We start from the raw sequence: 21,263 nt of genomic DNA, 5'->3' as shown, positions 1-21,263 counted from the left end.
GAGCCTGCATGGGACACGTGATCGCCATCCGTCCGCCGGCGCCAACGCCGTGGTACCGGCAGTTCTGGCCCTGGTTCCTGATCGCCGTCCCGGGCCTCAGCGTCGTCGCCAGCATCGCCATGCTGGTGGTCGCGGTGCGGCACGCCGATTCGCTGGTGCGCGACGACTACTATCGCGCCGGGCTCGCCATCAACCGCGACTTCGCCCTCGAGCGCGCCGCCGCGGCGCGCCACCTCGGCGCCACGCTGCGCGACGACGCCGCGCGCCAGGAGCTGACGCTCGACCTGCGCGGCGACGCCATCGACCCCGGCAGCCAGCTCACCCTGCTGCTCGCCCACCCCACCGACGCGGCGCGCGATCGCACCCTGACCCTGCGCTTCGCCGACGGCGCCTTCCGGGCGCCGCTGGCGACGGCCCTGCACGGGGCGTGGAACGCCGTCCTCTCCCCCGCCGGCGGCGGCTGGCGCCTCGCCGCCCGCATCGATTTCGACGCCCCGACGCCGCCGCGGATGGGCGCCGGGAGCGCGGGCGGTCCGCCCGCCCCGCCGCCGTTGCCATGACCGGCGACGCGGCCCCCGTCGCCGGCGGGTGCTTCCACTGCGGCCTGCCGATTCCCGCCGGGGTCGACTGCCACGCCGTCGTCGACGGCGCCGCGCGCGCCATGTGTTGTCCCGGCTGCGCCGCCGTCGCCGAGCTGATCGTCGCCTCCGGGCTGGCCGACTACTACCGCTATCGCCAGGCGCCGGGCGGCTCGCTCGCCGAGCATTCCGCGGACGCCGTCCGCGAGCTGCTGCGCTACGACCAGCCGGCGCTGCAGCGGGGCGTGGTGCGCGAGGACGGCGCCGGCGGGCGTCGCGTCACGCTGGCGCTCAGTGGCCTGCGCTGCGCCGCCTGCGCCTGGCTGATCGAGCGCCATCTCGAGCGCCAGCCGGGGGTGCTGGCGATGCACGTCAACCTCGCCAGCGAGCGGGCCGAGCTGTGCTGGCGCGAGGACGAGACGCGCCTGAGCACGCTGCTCGCCGCCATCGATCGCCTCGGCTACGGCGCCCAGCCGTACCGGCCCGACCGCCAGGAGGCGGCGCGCCGCGAGGAGTACCGCGCCGCCCTGCGCCGCCTGGCGCTCGCCGGCCTCGGCGCCATGCAGGTGATGATGTTCGCGGTCGGGCTCTATGCCGGCGCCTGGCAGGACATCGCGCCCGCCTATCGCGACTACCTGCGCCTGGTCAGCGCGCTGGTCACGGCGCCGATCGTCGCCTACGCGGCGCGGCCCTTCTTCGCCGGCGCCTGGCGCGACCTGCGCAACCGCCGCGTCGGCATGGACGTGCCGGTGGCGCTGGCGATCGCCATCGCCTTCGTCGCCAGCCTGGTCGCCACGGCGCTGCGGCGCGGCGAGGTGTACTTCGACTCGGTCTGCATGTTCGTGTTCCTGCTGTCGCTGGCGCGCTTCCTCGAGATGCGCGCCCGCCATCGCGCCCAGGCGGCGATCGAAGGGGCGTTGCGGCGGCCGCCGGCGCACGCGACGCGGCTGGCGGACGGGCGCAGCGAGATCGTCGCCGCCGCCGAGCTGCGGCCCGGCGATCGCGTGCTGGTGAACCCGGGCGAAACGGTGCCGGCGGACGGCGTCGTCGTCAGCGGCCAGGGCTGGGTCGACGAGGCGATGCTCACCGGCGAGCAGTGGCCGCGCGCCCGCCGGCCCGGCGACCGGGTCATCGGCGGCACGCAGAACGGCGAGAGCCCGCTCGAGGTGACGGTCGAGCGCACCGGCGCCGACGGCGTCCTCGCCGGCATCCAGCGCCTGGTCGATCGCGCCGGCGCCGAGAAGCCGGCGGTCGCCCGGCTCGCCGATCGCGTCGCCCGGGTCTTCGTCCCCGGCGTGCTGCTGCTGGCGCTGGCGGTGGTCGCGGCGTGGTGGCGGGTCGACCGCGAGCAGGCCCTGTGGGTCACCCTGGCGGTGCTGGTGGTGAGCTGTCCGTGCGCGCTGTCATTGGCGACGCCGGCGGCGCTCACCGCCGCCACCGGCGGCCTGCTCGGCCGCGGCCTGCTGATCACCCGCCCGCACGTGCTCGAAGGGCTGCACGCCGCGACCCACGTGGTGTTCGACAAGACCGGCACGCTCACCGAGGGCCGCTTCCGCCTGCTGCGCACGGTGCCGCTGCCCGGCCGCGACGCCGCCGCGGCGCGGCGCGTGGCGGGCGCGCTGGAGAGCCGCTCGGGGCATCCGATCGCCCGCGCCTTCGCCGCCGTCGACGCGGACGGCGCCGTCGCCGATGCGGTCGCCGTCGCCGGTCTCGGCGTCGAAGGCGCGGTGGACGGGACGCGCTATCGCATCGGCAACCCGGAGTGGGTGCTGGAGCTCGCCGCCGGGGCGGGCGCGCCGCCGCCGGACGACGAGGCGATGTGGATCCTGCTCGGCGACGCCCGCGGCGCCGTGGCGTGGTTCGCGCTCGAGGACGCGCCGCGGCGCGAGGCGGCCGCCGCGGTGCGCGCCCTACGGGCCCAGGGCGTGGCGGTGCAGATGTTGAGCGGCGATCCGTCGCCGGCGGTGAGCCGCCTCGCCGAGCGGCTCGGCATCGCCGTCGCCGTGCGCGGCGCGTCGCCGGAGGACAAGCTGCGGCACGTCCGCGCCCTGCAGGCGGCCGGCGCCGTCGTGGTGATGGTCGGCGACGGCGTCAACGACGCGCCGGTGCTCGGCGCGGCGCAGGTGTCGGTGGCGATGGGCGGCGGCACCGACCTGGCGATGAGTCGCGCCGACGCGGTGCTGCTGCGCGAGGATCTGCGCGTCCTGCCGGCGGCGCTGGCGCTGGCGCGGCGCGCCCGCCGGGTGCTGCACCAGAACCTCGCCTGGGCGGTGGCGTACAACGCCGTCGCGCTGCCGCTGGCGGCGCTCGGCTGGGTGACGCCGCTGTGGGCGGCGCTCGGCATGTCGGCGAGCTCGCTGGTGGTGGTGCTGAACGCCCTGCGCCTCGGCGCCCGCCGCGCCGCTCCCGCGCCGGCGCCGCTGGCGCCCGCCGTCGCGCGCCCGCTGGAGCAGCCGGCATGAACATCATCTTCGTCCTCATTCCGCTCGCCCTGATGCTGCTCGTGGTGGCGATCGCCGCCTTCTTCTGGGCGGTGCGGCACGGGCAGTTCGACGATCTCGACTCGCCCGCGACGCGCATCCTCTTCGACCACGACGACGCGGGGCGACCCGGACCGCCGCCATGATCCCGGACGTCGGGTCGCTCAGCCTGCTCGGCGGCGGCGCTCTGGGCCTGCTCGGCAGCGCCCACTGCGTCGCCATGTGCGGCGGCATCGCCGGCGCGCTGGCGCTGGCGCCGGGCGCGCGCCGCGCCGCGCCGGCGGCGGCACGCCAGGTGGCCTACAATCTCGGGCGCGTCGTCAGCTACGCGACCGCCGGCGCGCTCGCGGGCGGATTCGGCGTCGCCCTGGCGCGGCTGTTCGGCGACAGCGGCGTCATCGCGCTGCGCGCGGCGGCGGCGTTGCTGCTGCTGGCGCTCGGCCTCTACCTCGCCGGCTGGTCGTCGGGCCTGGCGCGCCTCGAGCGCCAGGGAGCGCGCGTCTGGCGCCACATCGCGCCGCTGGCGGCGCGCCTGCGCCCCGGGCGCTCGCTGCCTGGCGCGCTGGCGCTCGGCATGCTGTGGGGCTGGCTGCCCTGCGGGCTCGTCTACAGCGCCCTGGCGCTGGCGGCGACCAGCGGCGATTGGCGACAGGGCGCGCTCCTGATGACAGGGTTCGGCCTCGGCACGCTGCCGGCGATGGTCGCCACCGGCCTGCTCGCCGGCCGCGTCGGCGGCCTCGCCCGCGCCGCCGCGCCGCGCCGCGTCGCCGGCGCGATGCTCATCGCCTTCGCCCTCTGGACCTTCGCGGCCAGCGGCGCCATCGCCCACCTGCGCGGCGCCCCCGCGGCGCCCTGCCACCAGATCGCGCCCGCCGCCGACTGACACGCGCCGCCGCGGCCGGCCGGCGTCCTGCCACCTCGAGGCCGTTATCGCGATGCCGGCCGGTGGCGCGCGCGCGCGGCGCCTCGCCCGGCTGACGATCAGGGAAATCCCTGATAGGGAACCGCCGCCGCATCGGTCATAAGGGTTCCTGGGCGTTCGAGTGAGCGATCGCGATGACACGTAGGCAGGACGACGATCCGGACGCGGGGCGATGGTAGAGACCGCCGCCAGCGCGCCGCTGGCGGCGCGCCTGCCGATCGACTTTCGCGCCTGCACGTCGTGCGGGTTCACGAACAGTCAGGGGGGCGGGCCGTGCCGCTGCTGTCGGACGCACGTGGGCGACCCGACGCCGTCCGGCGGTCTCCTCGCCTCGCCGCCGCCGTTGCTCGAGAGCCTGCCGGCGCGCTTCCAGCCGTTGCTCCTGCTCGGACGCGGCGCCCAGAAGAGCGTCTACCTCGCCCGCGACGCCGTGCTCGACCGCGACGTCGCGGTGGCCGCGTTCGACACTGCGGCGCTCGGTGAGCTGACCCACGATCTCCTGCGCGAGGCCCGGATCATGGCCCGGGTGGGCGGCACCCGCCACGTGGTCACCGTCTACGACGTCATCGACACGCCGACGGCGGCGTTCATCATCAACGAGTTCATGGCCGGGGGCGACCTCGCCTCGGAGCTGGCGCGCAGCGGCCCGGCGCCGCTCGCGGTCGAGCGGGTGGTGCAGATCGGCCTGCAGTTGTGCGAGGCGCTGGTGGCGGCGCACCAGCGCGGCGTCGTCCACCTCGACGTCAAGCCGTCGAACGTGCTGCTCGACGGCAAGGGCGACGTCTTCCTCGGCGACTTCGGCCTGGCGCGCGTCGCCGAGCTGATGCCGCGGTCCGACGGTGAGCTGATCGGCACCCCGGCCTACCTGGCTCCCGAACAGATCAGCGGCGGGGTGCTGGACGCGCGCTGCGATCTCTACGGGCTCGGCAGCCTGCTGTACGAGCTGCTGGTCGGCGCCCCGCCGTTCGAGGCGGAGACGCTGAACGACCTGCTCGGCCGCAAGCTGCGTCAGACCCCGCCACCCGTGCTGGAGCGGCGGCCGGACGTGCCGCCGGCGTTGAGCGAGCTGGTGTCGTCGCTGCTCGCCATCGACCCGTCGGCCCGCCCCGCCGCGACGGCGGTGCGCGCCGCCCTCGCGCGTTGGGCGTCGAGGGCCAGCCGCGCGGCCGGCGCGCCGCGGCTGGCGCTGCCGGCCTGGTTCGCCGTCGAGGAGACGACGGCGTTCGTCGGCCGGCACGTCGCGATGGCGGCGCTCGACCGGGCGATGGCGCAGCGGGTCGCCGGGCCGCGCGTGATCGCGATCAGCGGCGAGGCCGGCATCGGCAAGACGCGCCTGGCGCGCGAGTTCGCGCGCGTCGTCTACGACGACGGCGGCAGCGTGCTGCTGGGCGGCGCCAGCGCCGAGCCGCTGATCCCGTACCAACCGTTCGTCGAGGCGTTGGGCCGCTACGTGCGCGACACCGCGCCCGACACCCTGCGCGCCCAGCTCGCCAGCGACGCCGTCGAGCTGGGACGCCTGCTGCCCGAGCTGGCGGAACGGTTGCCCGAGGTCGTGGGTCCGAGCGACACCGACACCGAGACGACGCGCTACCAGATGTTCAACGCCGTCTCCCGGTTGCTCGCCGCCGCCGCGCAGCCGGGGCCCTTGCTGGTCGTGCTGGAGGACCTGCACTGGGCGGATCGCTCGACCCTGCGCCTGCTGTTGCACGTCGTCGCCCATGCCGACGCCGCATCGCTGGTGGTGTTGCTCTCCTACCGCGAGACCGAGGTCGGCGACGCGCATCCCCTGGCCGCCGCGCTCGCCGACCTCCATCGCCAGCAGCGCCTCGAGCGGCTGGCGCTCGACGGTCTGGCGCCCGACGATTCGCGCAAGCTGATCGTCTCGATGACCGGCAGCGCGGTGCCGCCGGCGGCGGTCGCGGCCATCCATCAGCGGACCGAGGGCAACCCGTTCTTCATCACCGAGACGGTGCGCCATCTCCAGGGCCAGTGCGTCGATCGACCGTGGGCGGCCGCCCTGGCCGATCCCGAGCTGACCGTGCCGCTCGGCGTCCGCGAGGTGATCCGCCAGCGGCTCTCGCGGCTCGACGCGCGCGCCAGCCAGGCGCTCCAGGCCGCGGCGGTCATCGGCCGCGAGCTCGACGCCGATCTGCTCGGCGCCGTGACCCGATTGGACGCCGACGCGCTGGTGGGCGTGCTCGACGAAGCGGTGGCGCTCGCGCTGCTCGCCGAAGTCCCCGACGCCGCGGCGCGCTATCGGTTCACCCACGCCCTGTTCCGCGAGACGCTCTACACCGGCCTGACGCGCGCCCGCCGCCGCCAGTTGCACGCCGCCGTCGCGCGCGCCATCGAGGTCGAGGCCGCCGGCGATGCCGACGCGCGGGCCGCCGACCTGGCGCACCATTACGAGGCCGCCGGCGATCCGGCGCGCGCCCTGCCCTTCGCCCTGCGCGCGGCCGCGGCGGCGGGTCGCCGGCTCGCCTACCAGGAGAGCGCCGACCTGTACGGCCGCGCCCTCGCCGCGCTCGCCGCCCGGCCACCGGTCGACGAGGTGCAGCGCGGCGAGATCCAGCTCGCCCAGGCCGATGCGCTGTGGAACGCCGGCGAGTCGGCGACCGCGGAGCGCATGGCGCGCGAGATCGCGGAAACCGCCCGCCGCCTCGGCGCGGCGCCGCTGCTGGCGCGCGCCGCGCTGGCCGCCGGCGGCAAGCACTCGGGCATGCAGATCGGGTTCGTCGACGAGCCCCTGGTGGCGCTGCTCGAAGCCAGCGTCGCGGCGCTCGGCGATCGCCCCGACCCGCTGCGCGCGCGGGTCATGGCGCGCCTCGCCGAAGCGATCACCTTCGCGCCCGGCGATCCAGGCCGCCGCCAAGCCCTGGCGCGCGACGCGATCGCGCTCGCCCGCCGCACCGCCGACCTGGTGTCGCTGGCGCACGTGCTGCGCCACGCCCGCTGGGCGCTGTGGGGACCCGACAACGCCGCCGAACGGCTCGCCCTCTCCAGCGAGCTGATCGAGCTCGCCGAGGCATCGGACGAGCGCGGGCTGGCGCTCAGCGGCCGCGGCTGGCGGATGGTCGACCTCATGGAGCTCGGCGACGTCGAGGCCTTCGAACGCGAGCTCGACACCCATGCGCGGGAGGCGGCGGACCTGCGACAGCCGGTGTTCGAATACGTCACCCATCTGCGGCGCACCATGCTGGCGCTGCTGCGGGGCCGCTTCGCCGAGGTGGAGCAGATGGCGTTCGAGACGCCGGGGCTCGGCGAGCGCGCCCAGATCGACGGCGCCAGGCAGGTGTTCGGGGCCCAGATGTACTCGCTGCGCCAGGAACAGGGCCGGCTGGCGGAGATCGAGCCGGTGCTCGAGATGATGCGCGCCCAGTACCCGCACAATGCCGGATGGCCGGTCGCGCTGGCGTATCTGTACGCCGAGACCGGCCGGCTCGACGAGGCGGCGCGCGAGCTCGCGGCCCTGGCGGCGAACGACTTCCGCGCCCTGCCGCGCGATCTGACGTTCAACGTCCAGCTCACCTACCTCAGTCGCCTCTGCGCCCGGGTCGGCGACGCGGCGGCGGCGCGCCGGCTCTACGCCCTGCACCTGCCGAGCGCCCACCACTTCGTCGTCGCCGCCGGCACCGCGCCGCTCGGCGCCGCCGCCCGCAACCTCGGTCTGCTGGCGGCGACCATGGGCGACGACGACGATGCGGCCCGCTGGTTCGAGGCCGCGCTGCAGCTCAACGCGCGGGTCGACTCGCCGCCGGCGCTGGCGCACGTGCAGGCGGACTACGCCGCCCTCCTGCGCCGTCGGGGTCGCGCCGGCGCCGGCGCCCGCGCCGCCGCCCTCGCGGCCGAGGCGCGCGCCACCGCGGCGGCGCTCGGCATGACCGCGCTCGCTGCCCGCCTCGACAGCGATTCGCTCGACCCGGCATGAGCGCCCCCTGCGACTTCGACGCCGTCATCGTCGGCTCCGGCTTCGGCGGCGCGGTGAGCGCCTTCCGGCTCGCCGCCGCCAACTGGCGCGTGTGCGTGCTCGAACGCGGCAAGGCGTACCCGCCCGGCGCCTTCGCGCGCACCCCCGACGCGATGCGGCGCAACCTGTGGGATCCGAGCGAGGGCCTGCACGGATTGTTCGACCTCTGGTCGTTCCGCGGCCTGGAGGCGCTGGTGTCGAGCGGGCTGGGCGGCGGCTCCCTGATCTACGCCAATGTCCTGCTGCGCATGCCGGCCGAGTGGTTCGAGCGGCGCGATGCCGAGAACGGCCATGCGCCCTGGCCGCTGCGCCGCGCCGATCTCGAGCCGCACTACGATCGCGTCGAGCACGCGCTCGGCGCCCAGCGCTACCCGCTGCACGAGCCCGGCTACGACCGCAGCCACAAGACCCACGCGCTGCTCGCCGCGGCGGCGGCGCTGCCCGAGCGGCCGCTCGCCCAGTTGCCGCCGCTGGCGGTGACGTTCGCCAACCCGGGCCAGCCGCCGCGGTGCGGCGAGCCGCTGGCGGCGCCGTTTCCCAATCTCCACAACGCCCCGCGCCGCACCTGCACGCTGTGCGGCGAGTGCGACCTCGGCTGCAACCAGGGCAGCAAGAACACCCTCGACCACACCTATCTCTCCGCCGCCGCCCACGCCGGCGCCGACATTCGCGTTCGGTGCGAGGTGCGCGACTTCCGGCCGCTCCCGGGCGGCGGCGGCTTCGAGGTCCGCTTCGTGCGCCACCACGAGGCCGCCGAGGGGCAGCCGACCTACACCGCCGGGCTGCCGCTGGAGCGGATCACCACCCGGCGCCTGCTGCTCGCCGCCGGCAGCCTCGGCACGACCTTCCTGCTGTTGCGCAACCGGCGCGCCTTCCCGGGCATCGACGCGACGCAGCTCGGGACCCGCTTCTGCGGCAACGGCGACTGGCTGGCGTTCGCCCGCGAGCGCGAGTCGCCGGACGGCAGCGGACCGCTCGGCGCCACCTTCGGTCCGGTGATCACCGCCGCCCTGCTCGGCGAGCGCGACGGCCAGCGCTACTGCCTGGAGGATGGCGGCATCCCGGAGGGGATGAACTGGATCCTGCAGGTGGCGGCGCTGCCGTCACGCTGGCGACGACTGGTCCGGCTGGCCTGCCGCTTCCTCGCCGGGCAGGTGGGATTCGACACCGACAGCAACCTGAGCGCCGAGCTCTCGTCGCTGTTCGGGCCCAGCGCGCTGCCCCTGCTCGGCATGGGGCGCGAGATGCCGAACGGGCGGCTCTATCTGCGCCGCGGCCAGTTGCAGTCGACCTGGCGTTACCGTCCGACGCGCCGCTTCTACCGCGCCATCGACGCGGTGATGGCCGACGCCACCGCGCGCATGCGCGCCGACTACGAACGCAATCCGCTCGGTCGCCTGCGGCGCATCATCACCGTGCACCCGCTCGGCGGCTGTCCGATGGGCCGCAGCCGCGCCGAAGGGGTCGTCGATCAGTTCGGCGCGGTCTTCGGCGTTCCCGGTCTGCACGTCGTCGACGGCGCGGCGATGCGCGGTCCGGTCGGCGTCAACCCGTCGCTCACCATCGCCGCCTTCGCCGACCGCTGTGCCGACGAGCTGATCCGGGTCGGCCCCGAGGCGCCGCCACGCCCATGACCGACAGCCGGCCGCCGGCCCCCGTTCGCTTCCACGAGCGCATGGAGGGCTTCGTCCATCCGTGCGCGACCGATCGCGCGGCGGCGCCGGACGCCACCGACTACGAGCGCGGCTTCCGCCTCGGCCGCGCCGACGGGGTCTCCCTGGCGATCGATCTCGAGGTGTCGATCGAGGACGTCGCGGCCTTTCTCGACGACCCCGAGCACTGGGCGGCGTTGCGCGGCCGGATCGAGGGGCCCCTGCTCGGCGGCGCGGTGGCGGTGGAGGGTCGGGTGAGCCTGCTCGCGGCCGACGCCGGCGACGCCAGCGCGCGGGTCATGCGCTACGAGCTGTCGGGCACCGGCGCCGAGGGCCCGCTCTCCCTGGTCGGGATCAAATTCGTCAAGGACGATCCCGGGTTCGACATCTGGCGCGACACCACCCGTCTGCACGTCGATCTGCGCCACGGCGACGCGCGCCATGCCGGCATCCTGCTGGTGTCGGTCGGGGCCTTCGCGGCCCTCCTGCGCAGCATGCTGCGGCGCGCCCTGGCGCCGGGCCAGCCGAGCCGCCGGCGCCGCCTCGCCGCCGCGGCGCGCTACAACGCCTTCTTCGCCGGCGCCCTGTGGCGGGTGTACGTCACGCCGCAGATCGCCGCCTGGCGCCGGCGCCGCCATCTCGCGGCGACGCGCCAGAGCCCGATCGCGATCGGGACCCCGCGCGGGGCCAGCGATCCCGGGGACCTGGTGACCACCCACTACGTCGAGACCGACGACGGGCTGACCCTGACCCTGTTGCGCGTGCGGCGTCCCGCCCCCGGACCGGCGCCGGGCGCCGTGCTGCTCCTGCACGGCCTGACCAGCTCCTCGGACATGTTCATCATGCCCGAGCATCGCAACGTCGTGCGCTACCTGCTCGAGCACGGCTTCACCGACGTCTGGTGCGCCGACTTCCGCATGAGCGGGCGCTTCGTCCACAACCTGCGGCGGCAGCGCGACACGATGGACGACGTGGCGCTGTTCGACCACCCGGCGTTGATCGCGGCGGTGCGCGCCGCCATCGGCCCCGAGCGCAACCTGCACGTCGTCGCCCACTGCCTGGGATCGCTCACCTTCATGATGAGCCTCGCCGCCGGCCGGGTCGCCGGCATCGCCAGCGTCGTCTGCAACAGCGTCGCGTTGACTCCGCGGGTGCCGTGGTGGTCGCGCGTCAAGCTCCGCGTCGCGCCGTTTCTCGTCGAGACGCTGCTCGGGCGGCCGTACGTGACGGCGCGCTGGCGCGACCAGCCGGGCCTCACCCGCAGCGAGCTGGTGGCGCGACTGGTGAGCTGGTGGCACCGCGAGTGCGACGAACCGGCCTGTCACATGGTGAGCATGATGTGGGGGAGCGGCGATCCGGCGCTCTTCAACCACGCCAACCTGCACGCGGTCACCCACCAGCGCATCGGCGACCTCTTCGGCGGCAGCAGCATGACCTACTACCGCCACGTGCGCGCCATGGTGCGCCGCGGCGTCGCCTGCACCCTTCGCCGCGAGCCGCGCTACCGGGAACTGCCCGCCAGCTACGCCGCCGCCGCGCACGCGCTCACCACGCCGGTGCTGTTCCTCTGCGGCGACCACAACAACGTCTTCACCGACTCCAACCCGCATTGCTTCGAGCGCCTGCACACCTACGCGCCGGCGGCGGCCCGATCCCTGTTCGAGCTGCGGGTGGTTCCCGGCTACGGCCACCAGGACATCTTCATGGGCCGCGACAGCGACCGCGACGTCTTCCCCCACATCGCCGACTTCCTCCGCCGCCGCGGCGGCTGACCCCCATCCGGAGCCCGCCCATGGTCGCCGAGCATCCCGCCCCGCGCTACGTCGTCACCTCGCACGAGACCATCTCGCACAAGAGCCTCGACAACCTCGGCCACGACTGGTCGCTGGCCGCCGATCCCGACGTCGCGCCGCGCCGGCCGCTGGCGGTCTTCTTTCCCGAGACGACCGAGGAGATGGCGCGTCTGATCGCGACCCACCGCGAGCAGCGCATCCCCTACCGGATCCGCGCCCGCGGCCACTCGAGCAACGGCCTCGTCCTCGGCGACCGCGACACGAGCATCATCTGCACCGAGTACATGAACCGCATCGAGCCCCCCGACGCCGAGTCGCGGACGGTCTGGGTCCAGTGCGGCGCGGTGATGGCGGAGATCGACGCCGCGCTCGCCACCCATGGCTTCGGCCTGCCGGTGATCGGCGATCACAACCACATCACCGCCGGGGGCTTCGCCTCGGTGGGCGGCGTCAGTCCCGCGTCGCACCGCAACGGGATGTTCATCGACACGCTCGCCGGGCTCGAGTACGTGGCGCCCGACGGCGCCGTGCGGAGCTGCGGCCCGGGCGATGCGGACTTCGACCGCCTGCGCGGCGGCACCGCTCGCCACGGCGTCATCACCCGCCTGCAGTTGCGCATCATCGAGATCGACAAGCAGCGCACGATCCTCCGCAACGAGCGCCGGCTGACGACCAGCCTGGAGCGCTTTCTCGACTGGACCGCGGCGTTGGTGGCCGGCGACCGCGGCGCGGCGATGGAACGCGCCATGTGGGTCGATCTGCCGACCCCGGTGGGCAGCCTGCGGGTCGGACAGGTGTCGCGCTACGTCGCGACCCCGCGCACCTGCTGGGCGGTGGCGTGGAACCGCGTCGCCTACGGCGCGCTGCACGCGCTCGGCTACGTCGCCGGCCGCCTGCCCGGGTGGCTCGACCGCCTCGTCCAGTACGCCGGCATGGCCGGGGTGGTGCTGAGCCCGCGCTACGCGTCGATCAAGAACGTCGAGACCTTCGCCGACCGCATCATCGACTCCAGCGTCGGCGATCCGACCCGCATGCTCATCGTCTTCCCCCCTGCCGACCAATACCGCGCCGTCGCCGGCGCGCTGGAAGCGCTCCTGCGGCGGCACCGGGCGCAGTCCGGCTGCCTCACGTTCATCTGCATGTACGTCAAGGGCATCCAGTCGCCCTATCTCGAGCGCGCCTGCGGCCAGCCGGGGCGACCCTTCTCGGAGATCGTGCTCTACCTCGGGGTCGAGCCCGTCGCGATGCGCGGCGCCCTCGACCGCCTGGTGTCCGACATCGACGACCTGTGCATCGCCCACGGCGCCTTCCGCTACATGCACACCAGGACGGTCGGCCCGGACGATCCGCGCCGAGCGGCCATCGATCCCAACCTCGCTCTGGAGCGGCGCAGCCCGTGAGGGCCCGCACCGCCGTGCCGGCCGTCGCCGCGGCCACCGGCGGTGCTCCGACGCCGCGATCGGCGCGACGCCACGGTCACCGGGTCGGTTCAGGCCGCTCGATGATCGCGTGGTGCGCGGCGATCCGCTGGCGAAAGGCCGGCGACGCCGACTGCCAGTCGATCAGGTCGACCTTGATGGGCAGATCGGACTCCTCGAAGGCGTAGGCGAGCAGTGCGAGGCGCCGGGTCGGCAGCTCGGTCGCCGAGACCACGGCCAGGTCGAGGTCGGAGAAGGGCTTGCTCGGACCATCGACGCGCGAGCCGAAGGCCCACACCTCGCAGTCGCGGACGTGCGCGCGCAGGATGGTCCGCACGCGCTCCAGGACGTGGGGCGCGAGATCAATCGACATTCCGCCGCTCCACGGCCGCGAGCAGCGCCCTGGCGTCGGCGATGAAGGATCGGCTGCTCTCGTAGACCCGCCTCGCCGTCCGTTCGTCGTAGGCGTGCGCGGTCAGGTTGCGTTGGTGGCGATACTCGATCCACGGCTCGACGGCGGCAATCAGCCCGCGCTCGGCGGCCTCGCGCATGAGCGTCCGAAAGGACCAGTGGTCCACGGCGCCGGGGTCGGGCACGACCTGCTCGAGATGACGCTTCAGCATCTTCCACGACAGCTCGTACGAGTATTCGAAGCGCTGAATGACGGCATCGCGCGGCTCGTCATCGCCGGGGGCCGCGGTCGATCGGACGATGGCGCGTTCGAGGCTGGCCAGGGCTCTCTGCCACGATGTGAGGTCGAGCGTCATGACCGGGCGCAGCGTACTGGCCAGTCGGAACCGAGGCAACGGGCGGATGCGGGAGGTTGAACTGCGGTGGGGGTTCCGCTCTAACGCTGCGGCATTTTCAACCCACGACAGGAGAGTCGCCCATGGCCGAGCCCGCCGTCATCGTCGAGCAGGACGGACACGTCCTCACCGTCACGCTGAACCGCCCCGACAAACGCAACGCCGTCAACTGCGAGGTGATGTGCCGCCTCTACGACGCCTGGAAGCAACTCGACGAGGACGACGCGCTGCGGGTCGCGATCCTCACCGGCCGGGGCTCCACCTTCTGCGCCGGCATGGACCTGTCGGAGATCGGCAAGCTGATGAGCGGCAAGGCCGACAACGAGTGGATGACCCGGGTGTTCGGCGACATGTCGATCATCTACGGCGCCTGGCTCAAGACCTACCGGCCGGCGAAGCCGGTCATCCTCGCCGCCGAGGGCTTCGCGCGCGCCGGCGGGACGGAGATCCTGCAGGGCACCGACATCCGCGTCGCCGGCGAGAGCGCGGTGTTCGGCGTCACCGAGGTGCAGCGTGGCCTCTTTCCCATGGCGGGCTCGACGGTGCGGCTGCGCCGCCAGATCGGCTATGCGGTGGCCGCCGAAATGCTCCTCTGCGGCGAGGATCTGCCGGCGCGGCGCGCCCATGAGCTGGGACTGATCAACCACGTCGTGCCCGACGGCCAGGCGCTGGCGAAGGCGAGGCAGATCGCCGACCGCATCGCCAGGAACGGCCCCCTGGCGGTGAAGGCGATCGTCGCCACGCTGCGCGAGACGGAGATGATGCCGGAGGCCGAGGCGTTCGCGATCGAGCAGACGCACGGCATGGCGGTGATGGCGTCGGAGGACGCGAAGGAAGGGCCGCGCGCCTTCCTCGAGAAGCGCGAGCCCGTCTTCCGCGGTCGCTAGGCAGCTTGATGTGACGAAAACATTTCACCACGGAGGCACGGAGACACGGAGACACCTGGACAAGAGAGGGTTCGGGGGCGAGATCCCAACGCCATCAGCAATGGCCATGAGGATCGCGCCCACGCGCCATTCCCAGGCTGCACCCGCCGTGTCTTCGTGCCTCCGTGGTGAAGGTGTTTTGTCGTAGGTTCGCGTCGCGAGAGCGCCAAGGGTGCTCCATCTCTGGCCGTGCCTTCGGCGCTCGCCGTAGCGAGCTCATGAATGATCCGGGCTGGAATCAGCGCTCGGCGCGGGGCAGCCACGGCGCCCGGGCGCGCTGGAGGAGCGGGACGTCGGCGATCCGGCGGCGCGGCGATCACTCGGCGCGTTGCACCAGCTCCAGGCACTGGTAGGCGGCGCGCGCGGAATCGCGCGCGCCGGCGCGCGCGACGGTGCCGGCGCGCACCAGGCCGCGGGTCGTATCGGTCAGCAGGGCCTTGAGGTCGGTCGAGGGCTGCACCGCGCCGACGCTGGCGTCGTAGATGGCGCGCGGATCCTTGGCCAGGCCGGCGGCGCACGCCGCGCCGGCATCGCCCGCGCCCGCAGCCGCGGCCAACGGCGCCCACAGCAGGGCCAGACAGATCACGGTGATCGGACTCAGGCGCATGTCTCATCTCCTCCGGGTCGGCACGGCGCCGAGGTTCAGCACACGCCATGCCGTCCCACCCGACGATGGTCGCGCCGAACGCCGGCCCGGCCGCCGGGTCACCGAAATGTGACGAATCGTCCCCGCGCGGGGGTTTTGGCTCAGTCGGCGAGCGCCGCCATCGACAGGTCGCCTGGCGCCAGCGCCTGGAAGGCGCGCAGGGTGCGCGGATCGATCAGCGTGTCGTGATCGCGATGGACCTTCGGCCGCGTGTACAGCAGGCGGAGCGCCCGGCCGTGCGGCAGCGACAGGTAGCGGTCGCCGTACAGGCGGACCAGCGCGGCGCGCACGGTGCGCCCGTGGCGGGCGCTGACGGTGGGGAAGATGTGGTGCTCGACGTGGTAGCCGAAGTGCAGGTGCAGCCACTCGACCCAGCGCGGCCCGCGCACCGAGAGCGAATTGACCAGCGGATCGTTGATCGCCGTGAGCGGGTTCAGGAAGTGGTTGGTGGCGATGTACGACATCGCCACCGCGTTGGCGATCAGCGCCGGCACGATGCCGATGAAGAGGAAGCTCCACGCCCCGACCGCGACCGCCACGGCGAGCCAGAAGGCCACCATGGCGGCGGTCTCCAGGTACACGGTGCGGCGCGAGACGCGCGCGTAGTAGTCGCCGCGCCGGCTGTGCGCGAGGAGGACGATCGCCGAGTGCACCGAGAAGGTGAAGAAGAGGAACAGCGCGCTGCGCTTGCGCCGCGAGCCGGGCGCGATGTCGACGACGACGCGGTCGGCGGCGCTCTCGCGCCAGCTCGCCAGGGTGCCGAAATGATCGGGGTCGGCGGCGGGACTGCCGGTGTTGCCGTGGTGCTGCTGGTTGTGCCAGGCGATCCACAACGTCGGGGACAGGCAGAAGATCAGCAGGCCGCAATAGCCGACGAGCCGCTCCACCGCGCGGTTGCGGACCACCGCGTGGTGCAGCACCTCGTGCGCCAGGAAGCCGAGGCAGGCCCAACTGTGGCCGGCGACCAAGGCGCAGGCGAGCGCGACGTACCAGGGCGGTTGCCCGCCGACGATGTACGCCGCCAGGCCGATGATCACGGCCAGGTGCGCCGGCAGCCACCCCAGCCGCGCCGGCCGCGGCCGGAAGATCTCCGCCGGCAGATGCGGACGCAGCGCCCGCGCGTATTCCTGCACCGTGTACTGCTCGAAACGGCTCGCCCCCTGCTCGGTCACCCCGGTCCCTCCCTCGAGCCAGGAAGGATAGCGAACCGGGTGTCACCGACAGGTCACGGCGCGATCACACCTCGGCTAACAGCGACGAGGCGGCGCGGGCCCGCGGCGCTCGGCGCCGTGTGATCGGCGGCGCGGGCGGGCTCCGCCCGACGACGATCCGCCAGTCGACCGCATCGGGATCGACGGCGGATCGAGCGGCCGAGGTCGGGCTCAGTCGCGCATCAGCTCGCGCATCTGGCGCTGCAGGTCCTCGAGCTTGGCGCGTTTGGCGGTGACCGCCGCCAGTTGCTCGGGGGTGAGGATGGCGCGCAGGCCGAGGGCGATGGTGAGACCGTGCTCCATGAGCTGTTGGCGCGCCTGCGCGATCCGTTCGACCTCGGGCTTGAGCGCCGCCGCGTCCACCGGCGCCGGGCCGACCAACTTGCCGGCCAGCGCGTCGTTGGCGGTCTTGAGCTGGTCGAACAACTTGCGCAGCGGCTCGCGGTTGGCGCTCATCAGCGCCTTCGCCTTGTCGCGCTGCTCCGGCGTCAGGTTGGCGGCGTGCAGCATGAGCGGAATCACCATGCCCGGCGCGTCGCCGCCGCCCGGCATGCCGCGCATCATCATCGGCGGCGGGCCGTGCGGCCCGTCGGGACCGTCGGGGCCGTCGGGCGGTTGGGCGAGCAGTGCCGCGGGCGCCGCGATCAGCGCCGCGAGCGACGAGATGGCGATCAATCGACGTGGGGTCATCGGGGTTCTCCTTCGTGGGTCAGTCGTAGCTGGCGAGCAGCACCTCGGCGCTGCAGTCGTCGCCGTAGCCGCCGTCGCACAGCGCGCCGCCGTTGAGCGCCGCGGCGAGGGCGTGGTCGTCGGAAGCCGGATCGGCGGTGCCCAGGTCGGCGTCGGCGAAGAGCGCGGTGCTGAGCGCTTCGGCGAGCTCGTTGGTCGATTCGCCGCCGGCGGCGGCGAGCGAGACCGGGGCGGTGGGACGGATCGAGGTCAGGGTGAGGAGCAGCAGCGCGGCGCCGGCCGTCGCGGCGGCGGCGAGGCGGAGCCACGGTTGGCGGCGGGCGGCGACGCGCCCCGGCGCGTCGCGCAGCGCGACGCGCACCAGGGAGAGGTCGCGCTCGAGCGCCTGCAGTCGGCCGGCGCAGTCGGGGCAGGCGGCGACGTGGGCGCGCAGGGCGGCGGTGCCGTCGCCGGTGGCGAGCTCGACCAGGATGCGTTCGCTGAGGCAGGCGTTCATCGGGCGTCACGTCTCCAGCGCCATGCGAAGCTGGCGGATGGCGCGGAACAGGTGCTGCTTGACGCTGCCGGTGCTGAGCCCGAGCAGCGCCGCCGTCTCGTCGGTCGAGTGCCCCTCGAGCTGGCGCAGCGCGAAGACCTCGCGCTGCCGGGCCGGCAGCGCGTCCAGCGCTCGCCAGACGCGGCGCCGCGTTTCGCCGTCGAGCGCGAGCTGTTCGGGTCCGCCGCGGTGATCGGGAATGTCGTGGTCATCGAGCGTCTCATGGGAGCGGAACCAGCGCCACCAGCGCGAGCGGCGCTGATCGCGGCAGGCGTTGACGGTGACCGTGGTCAGCCACGCCTCCCAGCGCACCGGCTCGCCGTGGTCGCGCAGGGCGCGATGGAGCTTGAGGAAAACGTCCTGGCACACCTCCTGGGCATCGTCCGGATCGCCCAGCATCACCCGGCAGAGGCGCAGGATGCGAGGGTAGTGGGCGCGATGGAGATCGCCGTAGTCCGCCGGCGGTTCCGCCGTCGCCGCGTCGTCGGTCAAAGCGTGGCCTGCTGCCTGCATCTGGCGAGTGGGAGTCCGGGACGTCAAGCAGAGACGCGCGCGCCGGCCGGCCCGTGCGGGTCGGGGCGCGCGCGCTCCGGGGGGCCGACGCCCTGTCGGGGGTCAGGGCATCGGGTGCTTCGTGCAATCGGCGTCCGGCGCCGGAGCGGCCGCCGCGGCGGCGAGCTGGTCGGCGGAGAGCAGGCCGCGGATCGTCAGCGCATTCTGCACCTGTTGGTCGAGCAGGGCGGACCGCAGGGCGGCGATCTTGTCCAGCGAGGCGCGCAACGTCGCCTCGTCCGGCGCGGTACTAGCGAGCAGCGCGGCGGTGAGCTCGTCGTTGGCGGCGCGCAACTGGTCGATGGTGCCCTCCGCGCTTGCCCGCTCGGTCTTCATCTGCGCGCGTACCTGATCGTGCTGGGCGTCGGTCAGGTCGCCGTCGTGCAGCATCTGCATGACCGCGCGCATGGCGCCGTCGCCCATCGGCGGCGGTCCGGGCGGTCGCGCCTGGGCCTGTGCCACCACCAATGCCGCGCCGGCGATGCCGCCGAGCGCCCACATCGTTCGTCTCATCGTGTGACCTCCTTGCCTGGTACGACGATGGGCCGGAGGTTTGGTTGACGCCGGCCGCCGGATCGCGCCGGCAGCCGGCGCGGCCGCGAACGTCGCCGAGACAGGCGTCCGCTGCCGCCGGGGCGTAGGGCACGGCCGCGCGGGAGCGCGGCCGGAGCTGCCGGCCGGGGTTATTCCAACGCGGCCAGGCGTGCGCGCTGGTAGGCGGCGTCGCCGAACAGCAGTTGGTTGTGCTGCTGGCGCTTGAACCAGAGGTGGACGTCGCACTCCCAGGTGAAGCCGATGCCGCCGTGGAGCTGCACCGAGCGGCCCGAGCAGAGGGCGGCCATGTCGCCGGCGCTCGCCTTGGCCATGCGGGCGAAGCGCTCGGCCTGGTCGGGCTCGCTGTCGATGGCGCAGGCGGCGTTGTAGACGAGCGAGCGCGCCTGGTCGACGGCGAGCATCATGTTCACGAGCGGATGTTTCACCGCCTGGAAGAAGCCGAGGGGTCGGTCGAACTGCTTGCGCACCTGGGCGTAGGCGGTGGTCGTCTGGAGTTGCCACTCGCCGGCGCCGCACATGTCGGCGGCGACGATGGTGAGCAGCGCCGGCGTGGCCCGGCGCAGCGCGGCGGCCCCGGCATCGCCGGCGGCGGCGATGCGGTCGGCGCCGACCCGCACGCCGGCGAGGCGAACGCGCGCCTGGTCGCGGGTGAGGTCGATGACCCGGTCGGGGAGCACGGTGACGCCGGGCGCGTCGGCGTCGACGACGTAGAGACCGAGGCCGGCGGGGCCGCGCGCCGCGACGACGAAGGCGCGCGCTTTGCGCGCGTCCTGGACGAAACACGCCGTGCCGGTCAGCTCCGCGCCGTCCGCGGACGGCGCGGCCGCGACGTCGCTGTCCTCGACCGCCCAGGAGCCGCGGTCGTTGGTCATCGCCAGCGCCATCGCCTCGCCGCCGGCGATGCGCCGCAGCGCCGCCGTCGCCGCCGGCGTGTCGCACTCGCGCAGCGCGCAGGTGGCGAACAGGGCGGTGACCAACGGCGACACCAGCGCCGCGCGCCCCGCCTCCTCGGCCAGCGCCGCCACGGCGACCATCTTCATGCCCAGGCCGCCGGCCCGCTCCGGCGCCGCCAGGGCCGACCAGCCGAGCTCGACCATCTGCTGCCACAGCGTCTCGTCCCACGGCGCCGGCGGCACGGCGCTCTCGTAGGCGACCGTGTGATCGCGCGCCACCAGACGCCGCAGCGCCTCGACGCCGGCGTGGTCGGCGAGGAACTTGCGGGCGGAATCGCGGAGGATCGTCTCGTCCTCGCCGAAGCCGAAGTTGCGGGGTTGGGTCATGGGATCCTCTCGTCGGCGCGAGTGGGCGCGCTCACTTCGTCTTCGCCAGCCCGAGCACGCGCTCGCCGAGGATGTTGCGCTGGATCTCGCTGGTGCCGGCGGCAATCGTGATGCCGTAGGAATTCAGGTAGGCGAGCGGCCATTCGGCGCCGTCGGGGGCGCGCTCGTCGCCGAGGTAGAGCGAGGCGAAGGCGCCCTCGATGTCGAGGGCCAGCGCCGCCATGTCCTGGTTGAGCTCGCTGATCAGCAGCTTCGACGACAGCGGGATGCGCATCGGGTGGTCGGTGAGGGCGCCGACGCGGGCGCGGCGGAAGACCTGGCGGAAGCCTTCGACGCGGACGACGATCTGCATCAGGCGGTCGCGGATCACCGGGTCGTCCCAGGCGGTGCCGCCGTTGCGCGGCATGCGCTTGGCGAGCGCGATCAGGGCCGCCAGGCGATCCTCCACCGACTGGCCGCCGCCGCTGCCGGCGTTCTCCGCCGCGCCGCGCTCGTGCAGCAGGGTGGTCATCGCCACCTGCCAGCCCTTGCCGACCTCGTCGACGCGCAGGCGGTCGGGGATCACCGCGTCCTCGAACAGCACCTCATTGAAGCCGGTCTGGCCGGTGATCTTGATCAGCGGCCGCACGGTGACGCCGGGGGCGCCGGCGATCGGGGTGATGAAATAGGTGAGGCCGTTGTACTTGTCGGCCGAGCTGTGGCGCGCCAGCAGGATCATCCAGCTCGCGAAATGGGCCAGGCTGGTCCACACCTTGTGGCCGTTGATGATCCAGTTGTCGCCGTCGCGCACCGCCGAGGTCTGCACGCCGGCGAGGTCGCTGCCGGCGCCGGGCTCGGAGAAGCCCTGGCACCAGATCTCCTCGCCGGAGAGCAGCGGCGGCAGGTAGCGGCGCTTCTGCTCCTCGGTGCCGTGGTGGAGGATCGTCGGCGCCGCCATGCCGAGGCCGATGACGTTGATCATGTAGGGCACGCCGAGCGCCGACATCTCCCAACTGGCGATGCGCTGGAAGCCCTGATGGCCGCCGCCGCCGTATGCCTTGGGGTAGTCGGCGCCGACCAGGCCGGCGTCGTAACACTTCTTCTGCCAGGCGCAGAGGTAGGTCCGCTGCTCCTCGGTCATCACCTCGATGGCGTGCTCCGGGAGGCGGAACGCGGGCGCGGGCGGGCGGTTCTCCCGCAGCCAGCGCCGGCAGTACTCGCGGAACTCGGCCTGTTCGGGCGTGTCGCGACGGCCATCCATGTCGATCTCCTC

Annotated in this window: 19 protein-coding genes; 9 read left to right on the top strand and 10 right to left on the bottom strand. The window is 73.9% G+C overall.

Going from position 1 to position 21,263, the window contains the following annotated elements; genetic code table 11:
* Positions 1-8: 8 nt before the first annotated feature.
* The 8 genes from KF840_03320 to KF840_03285 all read left to right on the top strand — a co-directional run bounded on the left by KF840_03320 (position 9) and on the right by KF840_03285 (position 12,792).
* A complete protein-coding gene (locus KF840_03320) occupies positions 9-560 on the top strand; it encodes a FixH family protein (protein MBX3023920.1) in 552 nt (183 codons plus the stop codon).
* A complete protein-coding gene (cadA, locus tag KF840_03315; GenBank protein ID MBX3023919.1) occupies positions 557-3,040 on the top strand; it encodes a cadmium-translocating P-type ATPase in 2,484 nt (827 codons plus the stop codon). Before KF840_03320 ends, cadA begins: the two co-directional genes overlap by 4 nt.
* Positions 3,037-3,204 (top strand): cbb3-type cytochrome oxidase assembly protein CcoS, encoded by a 168-nt coding sequence (ccoS, locus tag KF840_03310; GenBank protein ID MBX3023918.1) that lies wholly within the window; start codon positions 3,037-3,039, stop codon positions 3,202-3,204. The genes cadA and ccoS overlap by 4 nt, the downstream gene beginning before the upstream one ends.
* A complete protein-coding gene (locus tag KF840_03305) occupies positions 3,204-3,941 on the top strand; it encodes a sulfite exporter TauE/SafE family protein (protein ID MBX3023917.1) in 738 nt (245 codons plus the stop codon). Before ccoS ends, KF840_03305 begins: the two co-directional genes overlap by 1 nt.
* Positions 3,942-4,152: 211 nt before the next feature.
* Positions 4,153-7,908: a protein kinase gene (locus KF840_03300; protein MBX3023916.1), complete on the top strand. Its 3,756-nt coding sequence runs from the start codon at positions 4,153-4,155 to the stop codon at positions 7,906-7,908.
* Positions 7,905-9,581: a GMC family oxidoreductase gene (locus tag KF840_03295; protein ID MBX3023915.1), complete on the top strand. Its 1,677-nt coding sequence runs from the start codon at positions 7,905-7,907 to the stop codon at positions 9,579-9,581. Before KF840_03300 ends, KF840_03295 begins: the two co-directional genes overlap by 4 nt.
* Positions 9,582-10,093: 512 nt before the next feature.
* Positions 10,094-11,371 carry an alpha/beta fold hydrolase gene (locus KF840_03290; GenBank protein MBX3023914.1) on the top strand — a complete coding sequence of 426 codons (1,278 nt, stop codon included), beginning with the start codon at positions 10,094-10,096 and terminating at the stop codon, positions 11,369-11,371.
* A gap of 20 nt (positions 11,372-11,391) precedes the next feature.
* A complete protein-coding gene (locus KF840_03285) occupies positions 11,392-12,792 on the top strand; it encodes an FAD-binding oxidoreductase (GenBank protein ID MBX3023913.1) in 1,401 nt (466 codons plus the stop codon).
* Positions 12,793-12,868: 76 nt separating this feature from the next.
* Here the strand turns inward: KF840_03285 and KF840_03280 are convergent, their stop codons facing one another.
* On the bottom strand, positions 12,869-13,183 hold the full coding sequence (locus KF840_03280) for a nucleotidyltransferase domain-containing protein (GenBank protein MBX3023912.1): 315 nt from the start codon (positions 13,181-13,183) through the stop codon (positions 12,869-12,871).
* On the bottom strand, positions 13,173-13,577 hold the full coding sequence (locus KF840_03275) for a nucleotidyltransferase substrate binding protein (protein ID MBX3023911.1): 405 nt from the start codon (positions 13,575-13,577) through the stop codon (positions 13,173-13,175). Before KF840_03275 ends, KF840_03280 begins: the two co-directional genes overlap by 11 nt.
* 122 nt (positions 13,578-13,699) lie before the next feature.
* On the opposite strand from KF840_03275, the gene KF840_03270 reads away from it, so the two are divergent.
* Positions 13,700-14,503, top strand: coding sequence for a crotonase/enoyl-CoA hydratase family protein (locus tag KF840_03270; GenBank protein MBX3023910.1), 804 nt, complete (start codon positions 13,700-13,702; stop codon positions 14,501-14,503).
* Between the two features lie 355 nt (positions 14,504-14,858).
* Here KF840_03270 and KF840_03265 read toward each other — a convergent pair whose 3' ends face one another.
* The 8 genes from KF840_03265 to KF840_03230 all read right to left on the bottom strand — a co-directional run bounded on the left by KF840_03265 (position 14,859) and on the right by KF840_03230 (position 21,251).
* On the bottom strand, positions 14,859-15,149 hold the full coding sequence (locus KF840_03265) for a hypothetical protein (GenBank protein ID MBX3023909.1): 291 nt from the start codon (positions 15,147-15,149) through the stop codon (positions 14,859-14,861).
* A 140-nt stretch (positions 15,150-15,289) separates the two neighbouring features.
* Positions 15,290-16,360, bottom strand: a complete 1,071-nt coding sequence (locus tag KF840_03260) for a fatty acid desaturase (protein ID MBX3023908.1) — start codon at positions 16,358-16,360, stop codon at positions 15,290-15,292.
* 210 nt (positions 16,361-16,570) lie between these two features.
* Positions 16,571-17,089, bottom strand: coding sequence for a periplasmic heavy metal sensor (locus KF840_03255; protein ID MBX3023907.1), 519 nt, complete (start codon positions 17,087-17,089; stop codon positions 16,571-16,573).
* A 19-nt stretch (positions 17,090-17,108) separates the two neighbouring features.
* Positions 17,109-17,585: a hypothetical protein gene (locus KF840_03250; GenBank protein MBX3023906.1), complete on the bottom strand. Its 477-nt coding sequence runs from the start codon at positions 17,583-17,585 to the stop codon at positions 17,109-17,111.
* Between the two features lie 6 nt (positions 17,586-17,591).
* A complete protein-coding gene (locus KF840_03245) occupies positions 17,592-18,137 on the bottom strand; it encodes an RNA polymerase sigma factor (protein MBX3023905.1) in 546 nt (181 codons plus the stop codon).
* Between the two features lie 102 nt (positions 18,138-18,239).
* The gene (locus KF840_03240; protein MBX3023904.1) at positions 18,240-18,689 is read right to left on the bottom strand and encodes a periplasmic heavy metal sensor; all 450 of its coding nucleotides are present in this window, start codon (positions 18,687-18,689) and stop codon (positions 18,240-18,242) included.
* A gap of 170 nt (positions 18,690-18,859) precedes the next feature.
* Entirely contained in the window at positions 18,860-20,011 is a 1,152-nt protein-coding gene (locus KF840_03235; protein MBX3023903.1) for an acyl-CoA dehydrogenase, read from the bottom strand.
* A 31-nt stretch (positions 20,012-20,042) separates the two neighbouring features.
* Positions 20,043-21,251, bottom strand: a complete 1,209-nt coding sequence (locus KF840_03230; GenBank protein MBX3023902.1) for an acyl-CoA dehydrogenase family protein — start codon at positions 21,249-21,251, stop codon at positions 20,043-20,045.
* Positions 21,252-21,263: the final 12 nt, after the last annotated feature.

It is taken from the genome of bacterium, assembly GCA_019637795.1.
Taxonomy (GTDB): Bacteria; Desulfobacterota; Binatia; order HRBIN30; family CADEER01; genus JAHBUY01.
Note: the sequence above shows the minus strand (reverse complement) of the source record. Positions and strands in the feature narration are given on the sequence as shown.